17 protein-coding genes are annotated in these 16,549 nt (G+C 59.3%); 16 read left to right on the forward strand and 1 reads right to left on the reverse strand.

The annotated features are described in order from the left end of the window. The first annotated feature begins 130 nt into the window (after positions 1-130). From nifW to IHQ72_RS34815, 13 genes are all read left to right on the forward strand, one after another. On the forward strand, positions 131-511 hold the full coding sequence (gene nifW, locus IHQ72_RS34755) for a nitrogenase stabilizing/protective protein NifW (RefSeq protein WP_258120292.1): 381 nt from the start codon (positions 131-133) through the stop codon (positions 509-511). 180 nt (positions 512-691) lie between these two features. Next, the gene (locus IHQ72_RS34760) at positions 692-1,540 is read left to right on the forward strand and encodes an electron transfer flavoprotein subunit beta/FixA family protein (protein WP_258120293.1); all 849 of its coding nucleotides are present in this window, start codon (positions 692-694) and stop codon (positions 1,538-1,540) included. Positions 1,541-1,558: 18 nt separating this feature from the next. Continuing rightward, positions 1,559-2,668, forward strand: coding sequence for an electron transfer flavoprotein subunit alpha/FixB family protein (locus tag IHQ72_RS34765; RefSeq protein WP_258120294.1), 1,110 nt, complete (start codon positions 1,559-1,561; stop codon positions 2,666-2,668). 11 nt (positions 2,669-2,679) lie between these two features. Next, the gene (locus tag IHQ72_RS34770) at positions 2,680-3,987 is read left to right on the forward strand and encodes an FAD-binding protein (RefSeq protein WP_258120295.1); all 1,308 of its coding nucleotides are present in this window, start codon (positions 2,680-2,682) and stop codon (positions 3,985-3,987) included. 13 nt (positions 3,988-4,000) lie between these two features. Next, on the forward strand, positions 4,001-4,300 hold the full coding sequence (locus tag IHQ72_RS34775; protein WP_128176693.1) for a ferredoxin family protein: 300 nt from the start codon (positions 4,001-4,003) through the stop codon (positions 4,298-4,300). A gap of 158 nt (positions 4,301-4,458) precedes the next feature. Then, positions 4,459-6,228, forward strand: a complete 1,770-nt coding sequence (gene nifA, locus IHQ72_RS34780; RefSeq protein ID WP_258120298.1) for a nif-specific transcriptional activator NifA — start codon at positions 4,459-4,461, stop codon at positions 6,226-6,228. 325 nt (positions 6,229-6,553) lie between these two features. Then, entirely contained in the window at positions 6,554-8,032 is a 1,479-nt protein-coding gene (gene nifB / locus IHQ72_RS34785) for a nitrogenase cofactor biosynthesis protein NifB (RefSeq protein WP_258120299.1), read from the forward strand. A gap of 32 nt (positions 8,033-8,064) precedes the next feature. Next, positions 8,065-8,259, forward strand: coding sequence for a 4Fe-4S binding protein (locus tag IHQ72_RS34790; protein WP_258120300.1), 195 nt, complete (start codon positions 8,065-8,067; stop codon positions 8,257-8,259). Positions 8,260-8,343: 84 nt separating this feature from the next. Continuing rightward, positions 8,344-8,664 carry a nitrogen fixation protein NifZ gene (locus IHQ72_RS34795; protein WP_258120301.1) on the forward strand — a complete coding sequence of 107 codons (321 nt, stop codon included), beginning with the start codon at positions 8,344-8,346 and terminating at the stop codon, positions 8,662-8,664. Next, complete coding sequence (gene nifT / locus IHQ72_RS34800) at positions 8,661-8,873, forward strand: putative nitrogen fixation protein NifT (RefSeq protein WP_123150881.1); 213 nt, start codon at positions 8,661-8,663, stop codon at positions 8,871-8,873. Before IHQ72_RS34795 ends, nifT begins: the two co-directional genes overlap by 4 nt. A gap of 38 nt (positions 8,874-8,911) precedes the next feature. After that, positions 8,912-9,796: an SIR2 family NAD-dependent protein deacylase gene (locus tag IHQ72_RS34805; protein ID WP_258120302.1), complete on the forward strand. Its 885-nt coding sequence runs from the start codon at positions 8,912-8,914 to the stop codon at positions 9,794-9,796. A gap of 92 nt (positions 9,797-9,888) precedes the next feature. Continuing rightward, positions 9,889-11,751 (forward strand): ABC transporter ATP-binding protein, encoded by a 1,863-nt coding sequence (locus IHQ72_RS34810; RefSeq protein WP_258120304.1) that lies wholly within the window; start codon positions 9,889-9,891, stop codon positions 11,749-11,751. Then, entirely contained in the window at positions 11,751-13,655 is a 1,905-nt protein-coding gene (locus tag IHQ72_RS34815) for an ABC transporter ATP-binding protein (protein ID WP_258120306.1), read from the forward strand. The genes IHQ72_RS34810 and IHQ72_RS34815 overlap by 1 nt, the downstream gene beginning before the upstream one ends. A 372-nt stretch (positions 13,656-14,027) precedes the next feature. Here the strand turns inward: IHQ72_RS34815 and IHQ72_RS34820 are convergent, their stop codons facing one another. Further along, on the reverse strand, positions 14,028-14,576 hold the full coding sequence (locus IHQ72_RS34820; protein WP_258120307.1) for a sugar O-acetyltransferase: 549 nt from the start codon (positions 14,574-14,576) through the stop codon (positions 14,028-14,030). Between the two features lie 720 nt (positions 14,577-15,296). On the opposite strand from IHQ72_RS34820, the gene IHQ72_RS34825 reads away from it, so the two are divergent. From IHQ72_RS34825 to IHQ72_RS37365, 3 genes are read left to right on the forward strand one after another with little or no spacing between them, the layout of a single operon-like run. Further along, the gene (locus tag IHQ72_RS34825; protein WP_258120308.1) at positions 15,297-15,617 is read left to right on the forward strand and encodes a nucleotidyltransferase domain-containing protein; all 321 of its coding nucleotides are present in this window, start codon (positions 15,297-15,299) and stop codon (positions 15,615-15,617) included. Then, positions 15,604-16,140 carry a ribonuclease toxin HepT-like protein gene (locus tag IHQ72_RS34830; protein WP_258120309.1) on the forward strand — a complete coding sequence of 179 codons (537 nt, stop codon included), beginning with the start codon at positions 15,604-15,606 and terminating at the stop codon, positions 16,138-16,140. The genes IHQ72_RS34825 and IHQ72_RS34830 overlap by 14 nt, the downstream gene beginning before the upstream one ends. Positions 16,141-16,144: 4 nt before the next feature. Further along, complete coding sequence (locus tag IHQ72_RS37365) at positions 16,145-16,405, forward strand: HVO_A0114 family putative DNA-binding protein (protein WP_374120427.1); 261 nt, start codon at positions 16,145-16,147, stop codon at positions 16,403-16,405. Positions 16,406-16,549 lie beyond the last annotated feature (144 nt).

Consider the following 16,549-nt stretch of genomic DNA (forward strand, 5'->3'; position numbering starts at 1 on the left):
GATGCACAGCCTTGTCGACGAAGCGATTACCTCGCTGGCTCAGCCCATCTCGTCCATCAAGTTGCGGATTTCGGCTGCAGATCAGAGTTTTTCGTATCTGGCCCACAGTTTTCCGACAAGGGAGAATGCAATGACTTGTTCCGCTGACGGCCGTCCCATCGATGCCACCGATATCCTCACGCGACTGAAAGGCCTGTCGTCCGCGGAGGAGTTCTTTGCTGTCCTTGGCGTCTCCTATGATCCAAAGGTGCTCAATGTCTCACGGCTCCATATCATGAAGCGCGTGGGCCAATACCTTGCCGAGGAAGATTTCTCCGGTCTGCCCGACCAGGTGATCGCCGCGCGCGTACGCGCCATGCTGGAACGCGCCTTCGAGGATTTCGCGGTATCCTCGCCACTCACGCACCGGGTCTTCAAGGTGCTCAAAGATCACGATCCGGATAGGCCTTGCACGACAGGCCGCGCCTTCGTTCCTTTCGATTCCGTCCTGAAGCGGTTCGGCAGGGAATAAACGCGACATAGTTGCGACGCGACAATGTCAAGAAGTCGACAAATTCGGGATCGCAACGGCGCCTTCCGAATTGAGCAGGCCCAACTCAAGGGAATAGGGCCGCAAAACACTTGGCACGAATGATGCTGCCAAGAACTCGCACCGCCAGCCCGCATCGGGATAACAGCGTAGAGAACGCCAATGCACATCGTCGTCAGCATCAAGCAGGTGCCGGACTCGGCACAGATACGGGTCCATCCGGTGACGAACACCATCATGCGCCAGGGTGTGCCAACCATCATCAACCCTTACGACCTATTCGCCCTCGAAGAAGCACTTAGGCTACGCGACGCGTATGGTGGGGAGGTTACCGTGCTCACTATGGGTCCACCCATGGCAGAGGACTCCCTGCGCAAGGCGCTCGGCTACGGCGCTGATCGCGCGGTGCTTTTGACCGACCGCTATTTTGCCGGTTCCGACACACTGGCGACTTCCTTTGCTCTTTCCCAGGCAATCGCGAAAATTGGCGAGACGTTCGGCCCGCCGGACGTGGTCTTCACGGGCAAACAGACGATAGACGGCGACACCGCCCAAGTCGGGCCCGGCATAGCCAAGCGTCTCGATCTTGTGCAACTCACCTATGTCGCGAAAATCGCCTCCATTGATCTTGCTGCTCGCGAGATCACGGTCGAGCGCCGTTGCGAGGGCGGCACCCAGAAGCTGAAGAGCAGCCTGCCTTGCCTCATCACCATGCTGGAAGGCACAAACGAGATGCGCCGGGGCTCGGTCGAAGACGCATTGTGCGCCGCGCGCAGCCGGATTGTGAAATGGAGTGCGGCCGAGGCCGGCATTGAGGACCTCACCAAATGCGGCTTGCGCGGCTCGCCGACGGTCGTCAAACGCGTTTTCGCCCCTACCGCGCGGTCGGAAAAGGCGGCGCAAATTGACACGGCCGAGAAGACGCTGCGCGATCTCGCCGACGAACTGATTGTTGCAATTTTCACCCGCCAGCCGGCACTGGAACCGGAACTCGCCTTCGAAGGCGCCTGACGGCAAGGAGCAGACCATATGTCGAGCGCGAACCCAGACACCCCCCGCCCGCCCGCCGGCCGTGCCGGGATGAAGAAGGAGCTGCCCGAGCGTTTCAGGGACTATCGGCACGTTTGGGTTTTCATCGAGCTCGAACGCGGCCAGGTCCACCCCGTGTCCTTCGAACTGCTTGGTGAGGGCCGCAAGCTAGCAGATAAACTTGGCGTCCAGCTCGCGGGCGTTGTGCTCGGACCGCCGGAAGAAGCCACCCAGAACGCAGTTGCCGAAGCTTTCGCCTATGGCGCCGACCTTGTCTACTTCATCGATGCCCCCCTGCTCGCCGACTATCGGAATGAGCCTTTCACCAAGGCGATGACGGATCTGGTTGATACTTACAAACCCGAGATCCTGCTTCTCGGTGCGACCACGCTCGGCAGGGATCTCGCCGGGTCCGTCGCGACGACCTTGCTGACAGGGCTCACGGCCGACTGCACCGAACTGGACGTTGATGCCGATGGTTCGCTCGCAGCGACCCGTCCGACTTTTGGGGGATCCTTGCTATGCACGATCTACACGCTCAACTACCGGCCGCAGATGGCGACGGTGCGACCGAGGGTCATGCCCATGCCGCAGCGGGCGGACAGAGGGATCGGGCGTGTCATCACGCACAAGTTGTCGCTGGTCGAGCATGAAATCGTCACCAAAGTCCTTGGCTTCCTGCCGGATAGCCAGTCGGGCACGGCCAATCTCGCCTATGCCGATGTGGTGGTTGCGGGAGGGCTCGGTCTCGGCGGGGCGGAGAACCTGCAGCTTGTGAAGAGTCTCGCGCGAGCGATCGGCGCCGAATTTGGCTGTTCGCGGCCGCTGGTCCAAAAGGGCTGGATGCCGGCCGATCGGCAGATCGGCCAGACTGGCAAGACAATCCGGCCGAAGCTTTACATAGCGGCTGGTATTTCCGGCGCGATCCAGCACCGCGTTGGAGTTGAGGCAGCCGATCTCATCGTGGCCATCAACACCGACCCGAACGCTCCGATTTTCGATTTCGCTCACCTCGGGATCGTCACCGATGCGGTCCGCTTCCTGCCCGCGCTGACCGAGGCCTTCACCCGGCGGCTGTCACCGCACAGTCGCGACAAGCTTGCGAGCTAAGGGAGATGGAGATGATCAACGAAGAGTTCGACGCCATTGTCATCGGGGCCGGCATGTCCGGGAACGCAGCTGCTTACACCATGGCAAGCGACGGCTTGAAGGTACTCCAGTTGGAGCGAGGTGAATATCCGGGCTCCAAGAATGTCCAGGGCGCCATCATGTACGCGAACATGTTGGAGAAGATCATCCCGGACTTCCGGGATGATGCACCGCTCGAGCGGCATCTGGTCGAACAACGCCTATGGGTGATGGACGAGACCTCCCACACCGGGATTCACTATCGGTCGGAGGACTTCAATGAGGTGAAGCCCAATCGCTATACGATCATCCGTGCCCAGTTCGATAAATGGTTTTCGCGCAGGGTGCGCGAGGCCGGCGCGACGGTTCTGTGCGAGACGACCGTGACGGAACTCGTGCGTGACGACAAGGGCAAGGTGATCGGGGTCTGGACAGATCGGGCCGGCGGAGCGATCTACGCGGACGTCGTGGTTCTTGCAGAAGGTGTCTGCGGGCTGCTTGGCACGCGAGGCGGCCTGCGCAAGATGCTGAAGCCGGAAGCCGTGGCGCTGGCCGTCAAGGAAATGCATTTCTTGCCCGAAGAGGTCATTGAGCAGCGGTTCGGCGTCAAAGGGAGTGAAGGCTGCGTGATCGAGGCCGTCGGTACGATATCCCACGGAATGGCCGGGCTCGGGTTCCTCTACACCAACAAGGAATCGATCTCACTGGGGATCGGCTGCCTCGTTTCGGATTTCACCGCGAAGATGGAGAGCCCTTACGCCCTCCTGGACGCGCTAAAAAACCATCCTTCGATCCGGCCGCTGATCGCCGGTTCGGAGGTGAAAGAATACGCGGCGCATCTCATTCCTGAAGGTGGCTACAAGGCAATTCCGCAGCTCTTTGGCGACGGTTGGGTCGTTGTTGGCGATGCTGCGCAATTGAACAACGCCATTCACCGCGAGGGTTCGAACCTCGCCATGACCTCCGGTCGCATTGCGGCTGAGGCTATCATCCAGGTCAAGAGACGCAACGATCCTATGACCAAACGGAACCTCGCCCTATACAAAACGATGCTGGATGAATCCTTCGTGGTGAAGGACCTGCGGAAATACAAAGACATGCCAGCCTTACTCCATAATAACGCCGGCAATTTCTTCACGACCTACCCACGGTTAATGTCGCAAGCCGCGCAGAACTTCATGCGTGTCGACGGCACGCCAAAGATCGAGAAGGAAAAAGCTACCACGGCAGCCTTCATCAAGGCGCGATCGCGGTTGGGGCTGGTCAGCGACGCGATCCGCCTGGCATTGGCGTGGCGGTGAGGTACTGACGAACATGACGAACCCAGTGACGAAATTTCGCGTCGAGGACAAGCTTTACCAGAACCGCTATCTGGTGGACTCCGGCCGTCCGCATATAAAGGTGCGACCGCACGAGCAACCAAGCGCGAATCTGCTCGCGCTGACCCGCGTCTGTCCAGCGAAATGCTACGAGTTGAACGACAAAGGTCAGGTTGAAATCACCGCCGATGGCTGCATGGAGTGCGGCACCTGCCGCATCTTGTGCGAGACCAGCGGCGAGATCGAATGGAACTATCCGCGCGGTGGCTTCGGGGTACTCTTCAAGTTCGGATGATCGGCGTCCGCACCGTTTGATGGGTGCGCACCTGTGTACTCCTGAAGTTACGACCAAGCGCCAACCCTTCCCTGGCAAGGGAGCGGGTGAACACTGTGCTTGAAATGCAAAAGGCGCTTGGGAGGAGCATTCGGGACCACAACTCCTGAGGTGTTTCCATGGCTCACATACCGCTGGATCGCGTTAACGAAGTAGGACCTCGAGACACCCGCCGCGAACCGGGCAGCGATGCGCTGTCCCATGCAAATATCTGGCTCAGGGGAATCTACGAGATATCGAAGGCCCTGACCGCTCCGTCGCGGCTGGAGATTACGCTTGCCAATGCCGCGAATATACTCCCATCGTTCGTGCAAATGCGTCACGGAGCAATCGTTGTACTGGACGCTGAAGGTGATCCAGAGATTGCCGCGAGTGCTGGAGACGCCGATACCGCCCGATCAGGCACACACCCCATCGTACCACAGGCCGTGATAGACCACATCGTCGCTACGGGGACGCGGCTCATGATACCGGACGTCAGCACGTCCGAGCTATTTCAGGCTGACCCTGAAACATATCCCAGCGGCAATTCCCTCCCAATTGCCTTTATTGGCATCCCGGTGAAGGCTGAGCATAAGATCCTTGGGGTCTTGTCGCTCGACCGCGTAAGGGACAGCCCCACCGGCTCCCTCTACGATGAGGACATAGGGTTCCTGACGATGGTCGCCAACCTCGTCGGCCGAACTGTTCGCCTCCATCGCGCCCTGACTACGGATCGTGAGCGGCGCGTCGATTCGCAATGGACACTGGAGAATTCGTCCGATGAGGACAGGACCGACTCCGTCCCGCATCCGCCTGTCAAAATGGAGGGGATCATCGGGGAAAGTCCCGCACTCAAGCAGGTGCTCGAAACCGTATCGATAATTGCAAGGACGAATTCTACCGTGCTTCTGCGGGGCGAAAGCGGCACGGGCAAGGAATTTTTTGCGCAGGCCATCCATAAGCTCTCACGTCGGAGGAGGAAACCTTTCGTCAAATTGAACTGCGCCGCACTGTCTGAAAGCGTTCTGGAGTCGGAGCTGTTCGGGCATGAAAAAGGTGCCTTCACAGGGGCCATCTCGCAGCGCGCCGGCCGCTTTGAACTGGCGAATGGCGGAACGCTGCTACTGGACGAAATCGGCGAGATTTCGCCTGCCTTTCAAGCCAAGCTGTTGCGCGTCTTGCAGGAAGGCGAACTGGAGCGTGTCGGCGGCACCAAGACGCTACAGGTGGACGTCCGTCTCATATGCGCCACCAATAGGGACCTCGAGACGGCCGTTGTAAACGGGGGGTTCAGGGCCGACCTTTATTTTCGCATCAATGTGGTGCCAATCATCCTGCCTCCGCTCCGAGAGCGACCCGGGGATATTCCGCGCCTTGCGAACGCCTTCCTAGATCGATTCAACAAGGAGAACCATCGCGAACTCGCCTTCGCGCCGTCGGCGCTGGAGCTGATCTCGCAATGCTATTTCCCCGGTAACGTCCGCGAGTTGGAGAACTGCGTGCAAAGGACGGCCACGCTAGCGCGTTCAAGGACAATCGCTCCGTCGGATTTTGCCTGCAACAATAACCAATGCCTGTCTTGGCTCCTCTGGAAAAGAGCTGATCATTCGCACGGCGGCAATACCGGCGACGAGCGGGCTCGAAGCAACATTACGCCCGTTGGATCGCGGATGCCGGCCGGGCGCTTCGCCGACCCACAGGATAGCGTATTGCCTCATACGGCCGACGCTCCAAACGATCCCGCTTTTCCTGCAACAGGCCCGCGCCTGACGGAACGCGACCGGCTGATCGAAGCGATGGAGAAGGTCGGCTGGGTTCAGGCCAAGGCCGCTCGTATCCTCGGCGTCACGCCGCGGCAGGTCGGATACGCTCTGCGCCGACATAATATCGAGGTGAAGAAATTCTAGATCTAGCGTCCTCGTGACGTCGAGAACAGGACCCTGCGCCAGGTTTCGCGAACCTGTCGGAGCCCGAGCCAAAGCTACGCGAGCGTGTGACGATCGTCACGAGGCGATCACGGGTGAAAGGATCGACTTTCTCTCTCGGATCATGTCGGCCGGAGTCGTCTTCCTCACGTTGTGTGCGTAGCACTGTCGGAGCTCCGACAAAGTTATGTCGGGGCAACCCCACGATGTCCGACGCGGAAGCCAATTCGTAATCTAGCGGCACCTTTTGAGTTGGCATTGCGCTTGCGCTTTGAACGGCGACGTTAACCCGCAACGGAGCCGTTCAATGTCCGCACCGGTAATTTCGGTTGAGAGCCTGACCGGCAGGTTGTCCGACCAGCTGCTGGCGAGCGCGGACTCGGGTGGCTGCGCATCTTCCTCCTGCGGCTCGTCGACAAGGCCGGACGATGTTGATCCGGCTATCTGGGACAAAATCAAGGATCACCCGTGCTTTTCAGAAGAGGCGCATCACTATTTCGCGCGCATGCACGTCGCGGTCGCACCGGCCTGCAATGTCCAGTGCAACTACTGCAATCGTAAATATGACTGCGCCAACGAAAGCCGGCCCGGGGTAGTGTCGGAAAAGCTGACGCCCGACCAGGCGGTACGCAAGGTGATCGCGGTCGCCAACGAGGTACCGCAGCTTTCCGTGCTTGGCATCGCCGGACCGGGCGATGCCTGTTACGACTGGGAGAAGACGAAGGCAACATTCGAACGCGTCGCCAGGCAAATCCCCGACGTCAAACTTTGCGTATCTACCAACGGGCTCGCGCTGCCAGACCACGTCGACGAGCTTGCGGACATGAATGTCGATCACGTGACGATCACCATCAACATGGTCGATCCGGAAGTCGGGGCAAAGATCTATCCCTGGATCTTTCACGACCATCGCCGCTACGTCGGCATCCAAGCCGCCAGGATTTTGCACGAGCGGCAGATGCTGGGCTTGGAGATGCTGAGCGCGCGCGGCATCCTCACCAAAATCAATTCGGTGATGATCCCTGGCGTGAACGATCAGCACCTGATTGAGGTGAACAAGTTGGTCAAGCAACGAGGCGCGTTCCTGCACAACGTCATGCCTCTGATCTCGGACCCGGCGCACGGCACGCACTACGGACTGACCGGGCAGCGCGGCCCAAATGCAATGGAGATGAAGGCTCTTCAGGATCGTCTTGAAGGCGGCGCCAAGTTGATGCGCCACTGCCGGCAGTGCCGGGCAGATGCCGTCGGCCTGCTCGGCGAGGATCGTGGCCAGGAATTCACACTCGACCAGATTCCCAGCGAGCTCACGTACGATGCCAGCAAGCGCGAAACCTATCGGGAGCTGGTCGCGGACGAGCGTCGCGATCACCTGGCGGCCAGGAGCGAAGCGATCGGAATGGTCAAGATAGCGAGCTCCGGCAAGTCCCTCCTCGTCGCGGTGGCGACTAAGGGCGGCGGCCGCGTCAATGAACACTTCGGCCATGCCAAAGAATTCCAAGTGTATGAAGCCTCGCCGACAGGGATCAACTTTGTCGGGCACCGCAAGGTTGAGCAGTATTGCCTTGGCGGTTGGGGCGAGAATGCCACTCTCGACGGCGTCATCGCTGCGCTGGAAGGGATAGACTTCGTGCTTTGCGCCAAGATTGGACATTGCCCCAAGGATCAGCTCGCGGACGCCGGTATCCGAGCAACCGACGCTTACGGTCATGACTACATTGAGACGGCAATCGGCGCCATTTACGCCGCCGAGTCTGGCGTCCCGGCACTCACGGCGACCGCCTGAGCCGTCTTATTCCACTCGAACCAGGAGTCAAAATGGCTTTCAAGATCATCGCATCCCAATGCACGCAATGCGGCGCCTGCGAATTCGAATGCCCATCCGGTGCGATCAAGTTCAAAGGCGAGAGCTACGTGGTCGAGCCGCAGAAATGCACCGAATGCGAGGGAGCCTTCGAGACGCAGCAATGTGCCTCGGTATGTCCGGTGCCGAAGACCTGCATTCCTGCCTGACCCCAATCAGGCTCCCGCATAGCGGCTGCCTCGGGGGGCCTGCGAACATCAACAACTGTAGCCTCAAAGAAACAAGGAACCGCCATGTGGCTCGCACGCGAACAGGAGGTGGAAATCCACAGGCCTCCCCGATTTAGGCCGGGAGAGCGGGTCCGTGCCATTCGTCACATAAAGAATGACGGCACCTATCCTGGCAGGGAGATCGGCGAAAATCTCGTGCGCAAGGGTGAAGAGGGCTATGTGCGGGACATTGGCACCTTTCTACAGCAGTTCTTCATCTATGCGGTCGAATGGATCGACCGTGGCACCGTCGTCGGCATGCGAGCGCGTGAATTGATGAGCCTCGACAAAGCCGACGCTCCCTGCAGTGCCGAAGAAAACACGAAGCAAGGAACGGCCGGATGAAAGTAATGATCCGCAGGACCGATGCCGGGTTGTCAGCGTATGTCCCCAAAAAGGATCTCGAAGAGCCGATTATCAAGTTCGAGAACCAAGATTTGTGGGGCGGGGTCGTAACGCTCAGGAACGGCTGGCGGCTCCTCTTACCCGATCTTCCGCCACATACGCGTCTGCCGATCACCGTCGAGGCAAGGAAGCTTTCCGACGAGGACTAATCCTGCCCCTTAATGAGAGGCATCGAGAGGAAACGAGCATGAACACGACCCCGACCTCGGGCCACCTTGTCGTCGTCCGGGACAGTTTTGCCAGAAAGCTGCTTGAGCTGGCAAGACAAGCGCTCGTCTCCGATCAGGTGATTCCTTATCTCGGTCCGGGTCTCCTCCGGCTCAGCTCTGCGGAGCCGCCTGTACCGTGTACCCCCGAAGCAGTTGCCGCGGCACTCAACACGCGGGCGCCAGCCCCCTCGAAGATCCGCACCAATATGTGGTCAGTCGCGCAGTTCATCGAGCAGCGCCGGCATCGCCGCACGCTTCAAGCTTGGATGACTGATATATTCGCGGCGCCGGCCGCGCCGAGCCTCCTCCACGCCTGGCTCGCAAGACTCCCGCTCTCCCTCATCATCGACAGCTGGTACGAAGGCGCCATGCGCGCGTCGCTAGCAGAGGCCGGCCGAACCGACGTCATCGAGATACAAGGCGTCACGCGGGCGAACGAAGTCGGTAACATTTGGACCAGAACTTACGACTTGTCCGGAAGGGAACTCGACGCCGGAGCAGCGACAAAGACGGTTCTCTATACGCCTCATGGCAGTATCAGGCCGGCTGCGAATTTTCTCATCGCCGATTCCGACTATGTCGAAGCCCTGACTGAAATCGATATCCAGACACCTATCCCTGATGTGGTGAAGCAACGGCGCACCAATCGGGGCTTTCTCTTCGTCGGCTGCCGCTTCAACGATCAGATGCTTCGTACTTACGCCAGGCAGATCATGAAGCGCTCAGAAGGCCCACGTTACGCGATCATGGATGGGCAAGCGCTGACCAGAAACGAAGCCCGTTTCCTTGCGGCAAGCGGAATCACGGTGGTCGACATGCCAGCGAGCGAAGCCGTGGCGCAACTCGCCGGGTCAGCGCGTTGAGCCAATAGTGGTCAGGATCAACTTGGAGGGCGCCTTTGATGTGAGTCGACCGGCTCGCTTCCGAAGGCGCAAAATTCAGTCGGGAACACACCGTGAGCAGAGATGCTGTTGGCACGACCTCTCCCAAATCGTCCGGGCATGTGAAAGCGGCGGGTTGGGGCCGGGGCTTGAGCACTCTGCTGCGCATTACGCGCATGAATTTGAGGCACCCGTGGCAGGTCGCGCTAGCTATCGGTTCGACGATCATAGCCGTGATCCTGCAGTTGCTAGTTCCCTGGCTTCTCGGCTGGGCTGTCGACCAGACCCAGGTGGCAATCGGGAGTGGTGTCACGGGGACGGCTGCAGAACAAGCGCTATGGACTTCGGCTCTCCTGCTTCTCGCCGCGAGTACGCTACGCGGCCTCTTCACGATGGCGCAAAACTATTTTGCCGAAGCCGTCGGGCATCACGCCGCGTACGAACTGCGGCTGGCTTGTTACGACAAGGTCCAGCGCCTCAGCTTTTCCTTTCATGACCGGGTGCATTCAGGCGACCTGATCACTCTCGGCATCCTCGATCTCGACGGCGTGCGGATGTATTTTTCCACCGCCCTGATTCGCTTGCTTCTGCTCACCATGCTGATCGGGATCGGCGCCTACAGGATGATCTCAACCGACCCGGTGCTCGGTCTCATCGCGCTAAGCTTCGTGCCTTTCGTGGCCTGGAGATCGTCGGTCACGCAGCTTAAGCTACGCGTCATCTGGCTCGACCTGCAGGAGCGGCTTTCCGTCCTAGGCCGCGTGATGGAGGAAAATCTCGCAGGCATCCGCGTTGTCCGGGCGTTTTCGGCACAAGCTTATGAAATGGTAAAGTTCGACCGCGCCTCGAAAAACGCGCTCGAACTCGCCCACGAGCAGGTTGATGTCTACGTGCCCAATACGTCGGCAATGACGCTGGCCTTCTTTTTCGCCATGGGGTTGGTCCTCTGGATCGGTTGCAACAAGGTCATCGCCGGCCAGATCAGCGTTGGGACGCTCACGATGTTCCTGGCCTTCATGACGATCCTGCAAATGCCCGTCCGCCAGATCGGTCTGATGGTCAACGGCTTCGCCCGCGCCTACACTTGCGGTTCGCGCCTCTTCGGTCTGCTCGACCAGGACATCACGATCAGGGATGCTTCCACCGCCAGACCGCTTGAGATCGGTGAAGGCACTCTGCGCTTCGACAATGTCTCGTTTGCATATCCCGGCACCGGAAACCGCGCCATTCTGAAGAATATCACCTTTAGCGCCCGTAGGGGCGAGACGATCGCGATCGTGGGTCCGCCGGGTTCGGGAAAATCGACAATGGCTCACCTGATCCCCCGCTTTTACGATGTCACTGGGGGCACCATCATGCTTGACGGGCAGGACATCCGCGCGGTTACCCTCGCCACGCTTCGCCAGGCGGTCGCCGTCGTACAGCAGGATGCATTCCTGTTCACTACCACGATCGAGAACAACATCGCCTATGGCGACCCCTGGGCGAAGGAACAGCGGATCGAGCGCGCTAGCGAATCCGCCCAGTTGCACAATTACATTCTTGGCCTCCCCGCGGGCTACAAGACGGTCGTCGGCGAACGTGGCGCCTCTCTCTCTGGCGGCCAGCGCCAGCGTCTCACCATAGCTCGCACGATGATGTTGCGCCCATCAATCGTCATTTTCGACGACTCAACGGCCGCGATCGACGCCGCCACCGAGCAGCGCATCCGCGCGGCGATACGGCGTTTCGCCAAGGATAGGGTGACGATCATCATCGCCCACCGGCTGAGTTCGCTCAAGCACGCCGACCGGATCCTGTTTGTCGACAATGGCGAGATCGTGGAACGCGGCACCCATCAGGAGCTTTTGGCCAAGCGGGGACGCTATAAGGCCCTTTATGATCTTCAGCTACGCCCGGAAGATGACATTGCGACCACGTATAGGGGCGCGCCCTGATGGCCAAGGCGCACGCCAGCGAAATCGAAACCGAACCCAATGACAGCGGCAGGCGCCCGCCGCGCGCGGTCGTCGGCTCCCATCGCATCGAGGAGGAGATGTTCGGCCGGGCTTTCGACAAGAACATCATCCGGCGCATCTGGGCCTTCGTTCGTCCGTACCGAGCCATGGCAGTCGTCTCGGTTGCCGCATTGCTGGTTTTCACTGGCACGCAGCTTCTCATCCCGCTGATCATCCGCCACGCGATCGACCACGCCATAACTCCGGCAGGCGTTGATCGCTCGGCCGTTCTTGCGGCCGCCGGCGCGTTTGCGCTCGCCATTCTGGTTAATTTCGGCGCCGCCTACGCGCAGGAAACCGTGGTGGGGAAAATGGCCGAGAACGTCCTCTTCGACATCCGGCGCGCAATGTTTGCCCATCTGCAGAAGGTATCGCTCTCATTCATGGACAAGACCGAGGTCGGACGACTGATGTCCCGCCTTCAAGGCGACGTCAACTCTATCCAGGAATTCCTCGAAAGCTCGATCTACTCCGTGGGCGATATCGCGCTTCTCTTCGGCATCGTTTTCGTAATGCTTTGCGTCAATTTCAGCCTGGGCTTTCTCACGCTCTCGGTCTTGCCGGCCCTGTTGATGATCCGCATCGTCTGGCTGCCGCGTGCACGCGAGGCCTTCATGGCTGCACACGACACCAACTCAGTCGTCAACGGCGCGTTGGCCGAAGCCATTCACGGCGTGCGCACCGTCCAGTCCATGGACCGCCAGCACGTAAACTTCCTACTGTATGACGACAAGGCACATGCCGACCTCAGGACACACCTGGTCGCGGCCAGGTATGCGCAGGTCATGGTGCCGATCGTTGATGGCCTCACCGGTCTCGCCATGGCCGTCGTCATTGTGGTCGGCGGCTCCATGATCGTGAATGGCCACGTCGATGTGGGGGTATTGGTTGCCTACATATTCTATATCCAACGCTTCTTTGACCCAATTCGCTCACTTACTCTGCAATATTCCGTGATGCAGCGCGCCATGGCCTCCGGCAAGCGCCTGACCGATGTGCTCGACGTCAGGATCGAGATCCAGGACAAACCGGATGCTAAGGTCCTTGCGCCCGAAATGGACGGCTCGGTCGAGTTCAGGAACGTCACGTTCGGCTACGATCCCAAAAATCCGGTGCTGAAAAACGTCTCCTTCGGGGTCAATCCCGGCGAGACGGTCGCCTTGGTCGGGCCGACCGGCTCTGGTAAATCGAGCGCGATGGCCCTCGCCCACCGCTTTTATGATGTTCAGCAAGGCCAAGTGCTGGTCGGCGGACATGATGTGCGCGATCTCACCCAGGAATCGCTCGGGCTCCAGATCGCCATGGTGCTGCAGGAGCCGTTTCTGTTCACCGGGACGGTCTTCGAGAACATCCGCTACCACAAGAGGAAAGCTACGCGGGACAAAGTGATCGAGGCCGCCAAGGTGGTCGGCGCCCACGACTTCATCATGAGCCTTGCCGACGGGTATGATACCCAACTCGGCGAACGCGGCGGCAACCTTTCTCTCGGCCAGCGTCAGCTTGTCAGTTTCGCCCGCGCTCTCGTTGCCGACGCCAAGATCCTAGTTCTTGACGAGGCCACCGCCAACATCGACAGCTACACGGAAATGCTGATCCAGAAGGCTCTGACAAAACTCCTGAAAGGCCGCACTGGGCTTGTCATCGCTCACCGGCTCGCCACAATCCGCGGTGCCGATCGAATCATCGTACTTCAGAATGGCCAAATTAGTGAAACCGGTAACCACGACAAACTGATGGCTATGGGTGGGCTTTATTCCAAACTCTACAATCTGAACTACTCGTCCTTCAACGACGTTCTCGAAGAGCAAGCCGACCCGACCGTACAAGCCGCCTCTCAGACCTGATGCCTCGCCGACGTATCTGAGGTACCGTCCACCACTTTCAGGCGTACCGGCGGACGCCGCGGATGAAGCGGCACACTTCGTGGAGAAGCACCTATTTGCAGGCTTACCGAGTACTCAAAAAAGTCGCCGGGCGAGCTTAGCCGTACAAGCCGGACAACCCAGCTCCATTTCCAACCAAACAACCGCCTGCCCGCCTTCCTAAAAGCCTTGCAGGACGGAAAGCTCCGCCACGAGACCGAAGCGGCCATCACCGAAACAGCGGCAAGCGTCTGCCCCGACCAATTTCTTCCATGCCTAATCGGCACAGTTCGCCGGGCGACATGGAGCCCCAGGTTTAATGACCTTAAGCCGCCTGCTTATGTCCTTACCAGGTCATCTTACCCGAGCTGGACTTCCCACGACCTTCGCCCCTGCGGGGACGTCTCGCGTGACCACGCTGCCAGCGCCCACGACCGCATCATTGCCAATCGTAATGCCCGGCAGGATGATTGCTCCACCGCCGATCCAGGCACGACTGCCAATTCGGACAGGACGCCCGAATAGCAGACCGCGCTGCCGCTGCTCGGGATCATGTGGATGTTCGGCGGTATAGATCTGTACGGCGGGGCCAATTGTCGTTCCTTTGCCAATCCTCACCTCTGCCACGTCAAGGATGATGCAGTTGAAGTTGACGTAGACGTCGGCCTCGATGCCGATGTTGAAACCGTAATCGCAGAAAAAGGGCGGACGGATGACCGCTCCTGGTCCAACTTCTCCGAGCCGCTCGGACAACAGCGTATGCCAATGCTCGGCAGTTTGGCCCAGCATATCATTGTACCGCTTTAGCCAAGCCCCCGTGGCTAGCAAGTCGGCTTGGATCTCCGGATCCGAGGCATTATACAACTCGCCTGCGAGCATCTTCTCTTTTTGACTGCGCATCATCGTTCCTCGTCAGACCATGCCCTGAGGGGTGGTGTAGGAGTACACAACGGATTACCTCGGTCAACTTTGTGTCTTGGTCTTGCCGCCCGGCTTGAGAACCGGGCGGAGCCTCTGCACAGCCTTCAGGCGGTGAAGCGTTGCTGAGAACCGGACGCAGGTGCCAATTAACCATCCAGTCGGTCAACCGTCCAGCCGGAGAGATTGATTCTCTGCCAATTTTCAGATTTGGCGTCCGCGAATAGGACGGTGAGCGATCCGCGTATGTGTCAGACCGGCATTGGGGCCACGGTGACCGCGCGCTTCCACCACAGACGATCGGGCAACCCAAGGAACATATCACTCTTCGGCCTCATGCGCGGGATCGTCTCGCAGACTGCCCAAGGTGATGGTGCGCTGGGCTCAGAAGCTGTTTGCCCGAAGATGACGCTGTCGTCTTCTGGATCTAGACACCGCCGTTCGAGAGCCGCCATTGCACTTTGCATTACATCTGCCCCGCTACGGAAACGGGTCCTCGTTCGTATTTAGCTTGACGCACTTAGCATCCGGCGCCGGTTTGTCGGACCGCAGAACATCTAACTGTCTGCCAACTCAATAAGGCCCATCCTCCGCAAATGGCTTAAATATATATCATGCAATGATATCTAAGCTGGCGGGTGCTAGCGGAGTTGTGGCAATCCAACCTTGGGGTCACAGTTGGACCAAAGGGCAACGGACGAAAAGATGAACAAGATCGACACTTTGATCCGCCGAAGAGCTGACGATCGCCGGAAGACCGCGCAAGCCTGTGTATCGCGCATTCTCCGGAACGCCAAAGCCCGCGGCGTCGATATCTCCGTTATCGGATCCCTCGCGAAAAACCGTTTCCGCGTCCACTCGGACGTAGATCTGCTGGTTCACGGAAGCACTGATCCTGCGCGCCGGGCCATGGTAGAGCGCTTGGTCGCAGACCAGCTTCGGGGAACGAACATTCCCTATGACCTGATCTTTGCCTCAGACGTTTCGTCCGAACGAGTGCAGGAATTGCTCAATGACAGCGTTTAAGCATCCGGCATCCGCAAAGCTGTCGCCGAAAATCGACCGCGCTGCGAAGAAACTGCAGAAAATCGAGGAATACTTGTCGGCTCATGGGAGTGAGATGTCACTCGGCGAATGGGGAGCGGTCGCAGCTGTTTCGCTGGGAGTCCACAATGTCTACAACGGCATCGAGGACATCCTGCTCAGCCTGTCCAACGACATAGACGGCCTCGTTCCCCAAGGGCCTACGATGTACCAGGACGTGCTCGATCAGATGTCGGCGGAAATTGCAGGCATCCGCCCTGCTGTGCTCGACCCCGAGCTTTATCAGTCCCTGAGTGAGTTAAAGGGATTCCGTCACCTGGTGAGGCATCGGTACGGTTTTGACCTGAAAACAGACAAGGTGCAGGAAAACCTCGACAGGGTAAAAGAGGCATTTCCCTATTTCATCGAAGCCATCGTTTGCTTGGAAAGCTCTCTTACTGAGGAAAACGCGCACGACAGTGATGGCGGCGACGGCTCAGGAGGCGGGGCATCTGGTGGTCCGTGAACCAATGGCTCAGTGTGCGCCGGAAGAGATTCTGCGGGCGTTGACCCCTGAGAATTGTCGGCTGGTGGCGCTGATCCATCGGTATCGACCGCAAAGCATCACGGAACTGTGCAGGTTGGCGGCGCGTCCGCAGCCGAACATATCCCGCTCCTTGGCGGCCCTTGAGCGGGCGGGAATTGTCTCAATGGTGGGCTCCAGGCCGAAGAGACCCGAACTCGCCGTGCAACGAGTCACGATCGAACTCTTTGAGCTTCAGAGCGGCTGACGCACACAATGCTGGCATCTGCTGCCTAATGCCGCATTTTTCTCCGTTTCAGTCCCAGTGCACGAGCTGCGATCGAGACATGGCCTGGACCATAGATGATAGCGCTGCCTCCACACCCAAGTGCGTCGTGAAGCCGACGGCCGC

The organism is Mesorhizobium onobrychidis, assembly GCF_024707545.1.
Taxonomy (GTDB): Bacteria; Pseudomonadota; Alphaproteobacteria; order Rhizobiales; family Rhizobiaceae; genus Mesorhizobium; species Mesorhizobium onobrychidis.